General features: G+C 59.1%; 10 protein-coding genes and 1 pseudogene. 5 read left to right on the forward strand and 6 right to left on the reverse strand.

Features of this window, described 5'->3' with window-relative positions; all coding sequences use genetic code 11:
* Positions 1-77 precede the first annotated feature (77 nt).
* Positions 78-806 (forward strand): hypothetical protein, encoded by a 729-nt coding sequence (locus tag CWO91_RS42810; protein ID WP_165405307.1) that lies wholly within the window; start codon positions 78-80, stop codon positions 804-806.
* Between the two features lie 115 nt (positions 807-921).
* On the forward strand, positions 922-2,100 hold the full coding sequence (gene chrA / locus CWO91_RS08555) for a chromate efflux transporter (protein ID WP_130213066.1): 1,179 nt from the start codon (positions 922-924) through the stop codon (positions 2,098-2,100).
* Between the two features lie 278 nt (positions 2,101-2,378).
* Here the strand turns inward: chrA and CWO91_RS08560 are convergent, their stop codons facing one another.
* Positions 2,379-3,440, reverse strand: coding sequence for a DUF3182 family protein (locus CWO91_RS08560; RefSeq protein ID WP_165405308.1), 1,062 nt, complete (start codon positions 3,438-3,440; stop codon positions 2,379-2,381).
* A 231-nt stretch (positions 3,441-3,671) separates the two neighbouring features.
* Here CWO91_RS08560 and CWO91_RS08565 point away from each other — a divergent pair, with 231 nt between their 5' ends.
* Both CWO91_RS08565 and CWO91_RS08570 read left to right on the forward strand, forming a co-directional pair.
* Entirely contained in the window at positions 3,672-4,268 is a 597-nt protein-coding gene (locus CWO91_RS08565) for an ABC transporter ATP-binding protein (RefSeq protein WP_130213068.1), read from the forward strand.
* Positions 4,265-5,065: an ABC transporter permease gene (locus tag CWO91_RS08570; protein WP_130213069.1), complete on the forward strand. Its 801-nt coding sequence runs from the start codon at positions 4,265-4,267 to the stop codon at positions 5,063-5,065. The genes CWO91_RS08565 and CWO91_RS08570 overlap by 4 nt, the downstream gene beginning before the upstream one ends.
* A 5-nt stretch (positions 5,066-5,070) precedes the next feature.
* On the opposite strand, the gene CWO91_RS08575 is transcribed toward CWO91_RS08570, so the two are convergent.
* The 3 genes from CWO91_RS08575 to CWO91_RS08585 all read right to left on the reverse strand — a co-directional run bounded on the left by CWO91_RS08575 (position 5,071) and on the right by CWO91_RS08585 (position 7,658).
* On the reverse strand, positions 5,071-6,054 hold the full coding sequence (locus tag CWO91_RS08575) for a glutamate-cysteine ligase family protein (RefSeq protein ID WP_165405310.1): 984 nt from the start codon (positions 6,052-6,054) through the stop codon (positions 5,071-5,073).
* A 277-nt stretch (positions 6,055-6,331) separates the two neighbouring features.
* A complete protein-coding gene (locus tag CWO91_RS08580; RefSeq protein WP_130213071.1) occupies positions 6,332-7,177 on the reverse strand; it encodes a DUF1259 domain-containing protein in 846 nt (281 codons plus the stop codon).
* A gap of 139 nt (positions 7,178-7,316) precedes the next feature.
* Positions 7,317-7,658, reverse strand: a complete 342-nt coding sequence (locus CWO91_RS08585; RefSeq protein ID WP_130213072.1) for a high-potential iron-sulfur protein — start codon at positions 7,656-7,658, stop codon at positions 7,317-7,319.
* A 521-nt stretch (positions 7,659-8,179) separates the two neighbouring features.
* On the opposite strand from CWO91_RS08585, the pseudogene CWO91_RS44115 reads away from it, so the two are divergent.
* Positions 8,180-8,287: pseudogene (locus tag CWO91_RS44115) on the forward strand (2Fe-2S ferredoxin); the annotation flags it as partial.
* A gap of 430 nt (positions 8,288-8,717) precedes the next feature.
* Here CWO91_RS44115 and CWO91_RS44120 read toward each other — a convergent pair.
* Together CWO91_RS44120 and CWO91_RS43685 are read right to left on the reverse strand one after the other, a co-directional pair.
* On the reverse strand, positions 8,718-9,014 hold the full coding sequence (locus tag CWO91_RS44120; RefSeq protein ID WP_128943328.1) for a hypothetical protein: 297 nt from the start codon (positions 9,012-9,014) through the stop codon (positions 8,718-8,720).
* Between the two features lie 50 nt (positions 9,015-9,064).
* Positions 9,065-9,535, reverse strand: a 471-nt coding sequence (locus CWO91_RS43685; RefSeq protein WP_208753001.1) for a hypothetical protein, incomplete at its 5' end; no start/stop codon positions are given.

Genomic DNA, 9,535 nt, shown 5'->3' on the forward strand with positions numbered 1-9,535 from the left:
GGGACGCACATCAGGATGCGCGCCAACAAGGATGAGGAGACATTCGACGCAAGGGTTATGGCGCACCAAGCCAAGCAATGAACAGTGCGGACTCGCGATGCTCTGAAGCTGGCAAAGGGTCTTCGAGCTGCCTTAGACAACTCGGCCAGCACCAAGAAGTCGCAGAACTGATCGATCCCATCGGCCAGACGGTTGGCCCACGTGATCGTGCCCTCAGGAAAGGAAGATCGAATGCGAAATGCGGCTCTTATGTTGTCTGTACTCACTGGTCTCTTTGCACTGAATGCTACGGCGCAGGCCCAAACATCCTGCAAGATATGCGCGGAGCAGCAAAAGGCGTGCATGAAGAACTACGCCGGACCCGCCTGCAAAACCGAGTACCAAATGTGCCTCAAAGCCTGCAAGAAGTGAAAGAGGTTAGGTTGGTCAAGCTAGGAATAAAGCGCTTCATCGCGGTACTTGCCGGCATCGGGAGCCTCGTTGCTCTCGATGCCGGATTTGTTGCCGCGGAAAATCTCAAGAAATTATCTGGCGCGCAAATACGAGCAAAGTTGTCGGGCAAGGAAGTGACCGACGAGGTCCATTATCGTGATGTCTATGAACACGACGGGACCCTCCGAAGCTATGCGATGGGCAGCAAGAAGCGCGGCAAGTGGACCATTCAAGGGGATGACCTTTGCATCGATCTTCCGGAGCCAGATGGCGGCTGTTTCGAGGTGACGGCGGCGGGAAAGAATGTCGTCCTGACGCCGAAAGGACTTGGTTCGCCGTCGGACGGGATAGTTCAGGCGATCTCCGACCCGTAACAGGAGGCGAAGTGCTCCATCACGGGTAATCGAAAAGTAGCCTGTACCGAACGCAGGTTCCCGCTCCTGATATGCGGCGTAGCGCCAACGACCGATTGTTGCGAAGGACTTTGAAATGACGACAACCGCAATCCCCGAGCGTAGCCGTATGGCGGCGCTTGCACTCTACTTCCTGCGTCTCGGTTTCCTCGGCTTCGGCGGTCCGGTTGCGCTGGTAGGCCAGATGGAACGCGAACTGGTCAACGACAAGAAGTGGCTAACCAAGGAGCAGATGCGCGAATCCATCGCGATCTGCCAATCACTGCCAGGCCCGCTCGCAATCCAGGTTGGCATCTACATCGCATGGCTCCGCGGCGGTTTTTGGGGCGCGTGGGTCGGCGGATGGTGCTTCATCCTGCCGAATTTCGTCATCGTTGCCGCGCTCGGGGCCCTCTACGTCTATCTGGGCGATCTCCAGCCGGTCACGGCGATCTTCTACGGCGTCAGCCCGGCGGTGATCGCGCTCATCCTGCATTCCTGCTATCGGCTGGCCAAGCTCGGCATGGAGGATTGGCTGCAATGGGCGATTGCGGCCGTGTGTTTCGCCGTGACAATCATCCTTCAGGCCGAGGTTGCCTTGCTCTTCATGGGGGCAGGTATCGTCGGCATCGTCTACTATGGCAGCCTCTTCAAACGTACGCCTGCTGTGTTGCCGGCGGTTGTGGTGCCCGCGGCGGCCGCTCCGATGGCACCGGTCGCGACAGCCTCGACGCTGGGCAAGCTCATGCTGTTCTTCCTGAAGGCGGGCTCCCTGACCTTCGGCAGTGGGCTCGTCATCGTGCCATTCCTAGAACAAGGGCTTGTGCAGCAATATGGCTGGCTCGACGAACGTCAATTCCTGATCGCGGTCGCCATCGGCATGATCAGTCCGGGGCCGGTCGTGATCACGGCGACTTTCGTCGGTTACCTCGTGGCCGGCTTTTGGGGTTCGCTGGTATCGACGGTTGGCATCTTCCTGCCCTCGTTTCTGTTGGTGCTAATCGTGGCACCGATCCTGGCGCGGCATCGTGGAAACGCCAATGTCCAAGGCTTTGTGAAGGGCGCTTACGCGGCTGCGATCGGCACGATTCTCGGCGCGTGCGTCCTGCTCGGCAAGATCGCGATCGGTGACTGGCTGACTGTAGCGGTCGGCATCGTATCTCTCGCGGTGCTCTTCCGTTGGAAGGTAAGCAATCCTGCGCTGATTGCGGCAACTGCAGTCGTTGGGCTTATCGCCCATCCGCTGCTGCAACCTGCGTGGGTGATGGTGAAATAGCAGCTTCTGTAAAGGGCAGGGGGCACCTCGATCAATGTAGGGAGGGATCATGGGCTGCATCGGATTGACCATCGCAATGCCTCGCGTCGCGGTCCTCGTTGCAGTAGGAACGCTGACCATATTAACGCTGGCCCGTCTGGCACTTCATCGTCTGCACCCGCAATGGCGGTCTGCCTGATCGTCGCCGGCTGGGACGCAAGGGGCTTCTGGCGTCATGTGCTCGGATAGGGCAACCTGTTCACGATGGCAGGCGGGGCTGCAAGCGAGCCTTCCACAGCTTACGCCATTTGGCGCACGGCTCGCGCGGCCGTCGTGTATCTGATCAATGGACCCTCTTCAGGATCTACATCATCGAAATGTACGGCTGCGCCGGCCGGGGTTCTGCGTAGCTTCCCATAATCCTTCACGGATGCCGTCTCGACCACGTGTAAGCTGGAATCGTCTGCGAACGCGGTCAGAGCGGCGAGTTCGGCAGTGCTCGCGCCGCCGGAGCGCCAGGACGCCTCGAACACTCCGGATCGCCATTTTCCGGTCCCATCAATGCCTTGTCCAACATCATAGTTTCGGCGTGAGGCCAGGAAGCCCCGATATCTGGCGGCGTTCCGATCGTATATTCGAGCTTGATCTACGGCGAGTCTCGCCTCCGGCTCCATCGGAAGACTGTCGAGTGCCGACCAGCCGCCGCGAACGCAAATGATGTGCGAGCCGCCATAGACCCGAAGTCCATAATTATTGGTAACCGACCGTTGCGTGCCGTGATAGGCGAGCGAGCGGTCGCCGATCATCGTGCAACCGACGCTTCGGGTTATGGCCTGACGCAGGTTGACCTCGAGCGACAGGCCGTGAGATGCCAGTTTATCTGTCGGGAATTTCTCCAGGTAAGCTTCCAGTTCATCAATGTTCGTGATGACCGTCTGTCCATGACCGCCGTCGCCCAGCGGCTCCTTCACGCGAACCGGCCCCAGCGCCAATAGCCGCTTAGCTGCCACTCTAGCATCGTCAGCGCCAAACGCGGTGTAGCCCGGCAGAACCGCATCACGGACACCGTCTCCGAAGGCAAATGACCAGCCGCGCGGCCGGGCCGCGTGCTTGGCGACAAGGGGATGCGTGATGGCTTTCGTCTTGACGAAGGGATACGGCACCACGGCGCCATAGAGTTGATGCGGAGACTGAATTCCGAGATCCCGCGCCTCCTCAAGCATGAGCGTGTCGCTGGGAACGAAGAAAAGACCAGCGGCCACATGCGTCTTCGGACCGTACTCACCTACAAATCGACAGCCTTTAAGCCGCGCGATGCTCTCAGCCACCACGGAAAGTGTGATCTTCTCGTGGGTGTACATCGGTGCGCTTAGCCTGGAGAAATGGAAAGCGACCGCGTCGATCCCGTGCCGTTCGCGCGTTTGACGCGATCGATGCTGAAGCAGATGAGGGAATATAGGTCGGTCCATGCGCAACCACCTCGACAACCGAGCATTGGTCAGTGCTTGGACGGAACCGTCTGACGGGGAGACTGCACATCCCCATTCAGGTAACGTAGATCACCGCAAGATGTGCCAAGGGTCAAAGGTAATATGCTCACTGTCAGCGCGCTCAAGCGCTTGCATCTCGTGGTCTCGTTCGAACTCGCGGATGGAGAATGTATTGCGCTGCAGGGCCCGTCGGGCGTCGGCAAGAGCTTGCTGCTCCGCGCCATTGCCGATCTCGATCCGAATGAGGGCTCCGTCGAGCTGGACGGGGTGCCGCGGGAAACGATGTCGGCCCCTGTTTGGCGCAGGCAGGTGACCTATGTAGCTGCCGAACCTGGCTGGTGGGCTGACACGGTGCAGGAGCACTTTACCGACTGGGATCTGGCCACTCCGTTAGTGGATCAGTTGGGGCTGCCAGCGAGTTGCGGAACCTGGCCGATCCGGAGACTTTCTACCGGCGAAAAGCAGCGCCTTGGCCTCGTACGGGCGCTGTTGCTGCATTCGCGGGTGCTCCTGCTGGACGAGCCCACGTCGGCGCTTGACGCGGCATCGACCGCATCCGTGGAAGCCCTGGTTGCCGAGCGTGTCTCGGCCGGAACAAGCGTCCTATGGAGCACTCACAACAGTGGCCAGGCTCGTCGCGTCGGATCTCGTCTGTTCGTGATGGCGAGCGGCGGCCACCTCGAGGAGCACTCGCTTTGAGTTACATCCAGCTGGCTTACAGCGACCTCATATTGCCTGCGCTCCTTGTTGTCATGAATGGCGCGCTCTCGCTCGCGCTGCACCTGAAGCTTGAACGACAGCTTGCCCTTGCGAGCATGCGAATGGTGATCCAGCTCGTACTCGTTGGATATGTGCTGACGTTTCTGTTTGCCGTGGTCTCTCCGTTCTGGACGGCACTCGCCGCCTTCATCATGGTCTTGTTCGCATCGCGAGAAATCGTCGCCCGTCAGAAGCGACGGCTGGAAGGTCTTTGGACCTACGGCTTGGGAGCAGGCTGCACCTTGCTCGCCGCCGGTACCGTCACGATGTTCTCGCTGCTCTCGCAACTCCGTCCTGAGCCCTGGTATCATCCGCGCTACGCTCTGCCGCTGTTGGGAATGATCCTGGGCAACACCATGACTGGCGTGAGCCTCGGACTTGATGTGCTCGTCAATGGCGTGGTGCGCGAACGTGCTGCCGTGGAATCCTGCCTCGCTTTGGGAGGTACCCGCTATCAGGCCCTCCTTCCGGTGATCCGCGATGCGCTACGGAGCGGCTTCATGCCGACCATCAACGGCATGGCTGCAATTGGCCTGGTCTCTCTGCCAGGGATGATGACCGGCCAGATCCTCGCGGGCGTCGAGCCGGTCGATGCCGTCAAATACCAGCTACTGATCATGTTTCTGATTGCGGGCGGAACCGGTTTGGGGACGCTTGCAGCAGTCATCGGGGGCGGGCATTTGCTGACCGATCATCGGCACCGATTGCGCCTGGATCGGATCGCCTCCGAAAACTGATCCAGTCATCGTAGATCGAGAAGATCACGCAACACGTTCGGGACGGATTGCTCGCGTTCGAACAGATCGATGATGTCGTCGGCGGGGACTCGGCCAGTCTCCAGCCTGGTACGAAAATGATCGAGTGGCTGGCAATCGAACCCCCAATGGCTCAGCGCGCTCGGCGCCCTTGACAGGACCTCATGAGCGCGCTCGCGGGCGCCCTCTGCATGGAGGCCAAATCGGGCAACCTGTCCCATGTCGTAGATCCGGGTTTGCTCCGTCGCGCGTCCCAACAAGCTCTCGTCCAGGATCAAGGCAAGCCACAGCAGAAAGTAGGCCTGATAGTCGAGAAGATACGGCGTCATTTCGAGCGGTTTGAATTCAAGGCGCAGGTGCTCCTTTGGGTGGATGGAAATCGCCGGCGCAATGGTGCTGCGGTGATAGGTGCGTACGGATTTTCCAATGGAGCCTTGGAGTTCGTGGAGGTCCAGTTGTGCCGCCAAGTCAGGCGGAACGCTGACATTGATGTCCGGGCCGTAAGTCGTCATCGCCTCCATGGCCCATTGCCAATGGTCGTAACGGCGCTTGTTCTGCGGACCTTCGAAATGGTCCTCGATCGGATGAAAGGAGAGCGTTGCGGCGCGGTATCCGCGCTCCGACAAAGATCGTTGCATCCGGCCGTGAAGCGTGGCGAAGGTGGCAATGCACTCCTCAACTGAGTTGCATATCGGAGTCCGAATCTCGACGCCCTTTGGCAATAAAGCGGTCGGCTTCAAATCCGGGCCGGGAAGCTGATAGCCTTCGACAACGAACGGCATCCTCTTGCGGTGAAGCGGGATGAGGTCCAAGCCCTCTTGATCGAAATCGCTGACGTCAATCGCTTCCAGAGCGAGATTGAGCTCCTCGAATCGAAGTTCGGGATGCCACAGAGGACGGCACGAATCGACCTCGACCAGCAGAAACTCTGCTTCCAAGCCGAAACGAAATCCTGAACCATGGTCGATCATGTGCTCATCAATTCCACGAGGCGCGACATCCCTCATCCGCGAGACGTTGCACTATGCGCGTTTTGACAACGGCGACCTGAGGTCAGCTTCCCACTCGCAGAGATCAACTCGTTGTGAAGAGGTCGCGGTTGGGCTAAGACGCATTGCTATGCACAACGATGGTGTTTCGAGTGTGCGTAGCGGGAGCCAGCCAGGCAAATGTTTATCGAAGCTCTGTGTTCATGCCTTCTTTTCGGCCGACGCTCGTCGATCAAGGAGAAGGTCCTGCAGCTCACATCTAGCCCGTAGAGGTTGATGCAACGGATTGTTGCTGTGTGTTAAGCGCGCGCTTGAAGGCTTTTGCCAATTCCTCAGCATTGCCGATGCCCCAGTAGTGCAGGAAAATGATGCGTGGGTCTTCAAAGAACATGTGATTGTGGACGGCTACCACTTCGATCGTTCCTGCTTGCAATTCGCGGATAACCGAGTGCACTTCGTTTTCCAGCATTGCAACATCGCCGCATATTGCCGCGCGCTCGTTCGTGCCCTGAAAGGCGGCCCATGTGTTGTAGCCCATTGCGGCGTCAATATTGAGGTTACCGCAGCGCTTGCAGATGAGTGGTACCGTTGGCCGCCCTAACACGAATTTGAATACGCCATCTTTGCTCTCGCCGTTATGCTCGACAATTTTTTCAAGTCGCGGTACGTCCAGAGTGCTGTCGACTTTCTCAGCGGCGGAGTCGACAGGGTGCCCCTGACGCACGGTCTTAATTGCTTCGAGAATCTTGTGTGCGCCTGTCGCTAACGCAGTGTCATCGGCCGTGCCCTCGATGTGCATAAACATCACGCGCGGCTCCTCGCGCAGGAAGTGATTATGCAAGGCCGTCACGTACAGGTCCGCTTGGATAGCCGCGGCCATTGCGTCCTTGATTTCATCTTCAAGCACGACAATGTCACCCATCAACGTGGTGTGATGTGGCCCCTGTCGAAAGGCGACCCACGATGTGAGTCCCATGAACGGAATGACCTCAAAGCCGTCGAGGGTCACTCTCACTTCGTTGCGCGGGATCGATAACTTGAGCGCGTCACCCGTCGTTTGTCCCTTCAGTCCCGTTATGGATTCAATGGCCTGGGTATTGAGCATGTTGCACTCCTTGTCTCATTTTTCCTTGACGGTACCTCCTCTCGATTGGCGCGCCGCATGATGAGTCGAGCGCCGAACGAACGCGGAGACCACAAAGCTCTCACTCTTCCTCGGCAAGCATCCCCGAATGCGCACGAGATTACATCTTTGCCGCGAAGCGCTCGCACCAACCGTTGGGGCTAATTCCACCCTGAACCAACTGGCACTGGTTTGGAGCCTGGAAGAACTGGCACAATTGACAACGCTGATTGCCGTTCGCCTTATCCTGATATTTGGCCTCCGATTTGCTGATCTTTTGCTGTGCTTGCGCACTGAAGAAGGCGCTGCCCGTCAACAGAGCGGCGCAACCGATCGTGCTCATCAGATCTCGGCGCGATGGCGTCGCAGCCTTGTTTGGTTGGGCCGCCCGCCGCTGAATCGGAAGCTGTTGCAGTAGGACGGTCATTGAAGGACCGCACTCGCGTGACGAGGTCTTTGTCATCCCGCTCTCCTCAAGCTGGGTGGTTGTGCGGCGCACCCCAACGGACGGCCGCTGTGCGGACCGCAGTCGCGCCTGCATCGTGAATAGGGAGGGGTAGAGAATTGTGTTTCGTCCATGCGCAATCGCCTCGGAAGCGAGCCGTGCGCAGAGCTTGGACGGCAATCCGTCTAACGGGGAGCCTGCGTTCCCCTAGGGTCGAGCAAACAACATCGGCCCCGAAAGGTTCCTATGGCGTAATGCAAGGTTCTCTCAGGCATTCGAAGGCCCCATCAGGTAGGGTGCTCGCCGTCGGCGTACTTGGCAATTTGGCAGGCCATATGAGGGAGCAAGAAGCCTAGATCGGATCAGCCAGAACGGCACGTCTTCGTGCCTTCTTTTCGGCGGTCTCACGACGCTAAGCTTCGACCGTCGGCTTCCCAGATCGCTATGGAGTTCGAGGCGATGCACTGTCTGACCAAAAACGACGTTCGCTTCTCCTGACGGCTCTCGCCACCGGAGCGTGCTTGGCAACCAAATCCGTTGGGCCGGCGCCTCGACGCTTAGCCGCGCTTCGGCTGACGATCGCCGACGGCGCGCTTATAGTGGCGGGAGCATTCGTCGGAAAGGTCGGTGCGCGGCCAGGAGGATGAACGGGCACCTTAATGAGGGCTTTGCAGGTGCCAGGAACGAACCCATACGAGGGTGGTTGATGCCTAGACTATGTGCCTCATGAAGCTCAACCTTTTGGACGGTAGCCGGAGCGGCACGCTGACCGAAACGCCGGCCGGAGTCATCCTCTTGGCGATAGTCGTCGCGCTGGCAGTCGTCTGCTTCACGACGCGAGCCGCCAGATGAGGGCACAGTTCAGGTTCTCGCCTCTTTACTGCTGGCGATCGCTCCGATCTCGCCCGCAACCGCGAAGGGATGCATCAAGGGCGCTATCGTGGGAGGCGTTGCCGTGGGCGGCCAGATGAAATCCGATTTCACCCGCAAAGCTGCGGCCTGATCGTGACCGCAACGCCGGCCCGCGGTCTTTCGGTGCGAGCCTCAATGCTGCTTGCGATAGTCCGATCTTTCCATTCACTGGCGCGAGGGCTGCTTAGCAGGCGGACCGCTCTTATTGCCCGGCAGTCCCTTAATGTTCGACGGGTCCTGCATCCGAACCGTCGGGTTCTCCTGGTTCGTCGTCGAGCTAGAACCAACGGTCTCTCCAGGTTTGACGGCAGGACCGCTCTTGTTTCCCGGTTGACCCGGTATTCCTGCGCCGGAGCTCTGTGCGCTCGGAGCACCGGAGACGTCGGGTTTGGTCGTTTGCGCCAACACCGCTGAAGACAGAACCGTCAGCAGAAGGGCGACGGCACTTATAAGCAACTTCATGGCGCTTACCTCCTTACGAAAGGATTGTGTCAGTGCGAACGTGCGCCTCCTCAGCGCGTTCCGACCCCGGGTGAATTTAAAGAGCCGCGCATCCGCGAGTGACGCCAGCGCCTCGGCTCGGCAGAATGGGAGTATTGTCCTAATCGAACGGACAGTGCACTGATATTGTTGTAAGTTCCTTCGAGTTTCAGCTTCGGAACTGACGTTTTGGAGGAGATTATCGCGCCTATATCCTGGGGGCGGACGGCCACATTCAGCTTCGCGTCCAACTCCATTGCGCCGACGAAAAAACGGCAAGTGAACCAGCCAAGCAGCTCGCTGATGATCATGACGTCGAGCTTTGGGAAGGCGCACGCCTGATCCGCACGCGCATCCAACGAATGCACATTGGCGTCATCCGGGCGGCCGCCTGGCGTCCCGTCCGTCCGGATGCGATAGGGCGCGGCGCCCGTTGTCCGGTCGGGCGGGCCACGCCCTATCCAGATTCGCCCTTCACCTAGTCGTGAGTTGGGTCCGCTGTC

This window comes from Bradyrhizobium genosp. SA-3 (assembly GCF_004212635.1).
Lineage (GTDB): Bacteria > Pseudomonadota > Alphaproteobacteria > Rhizobiales > Xanthobacteraceae > Bradyrhizobium.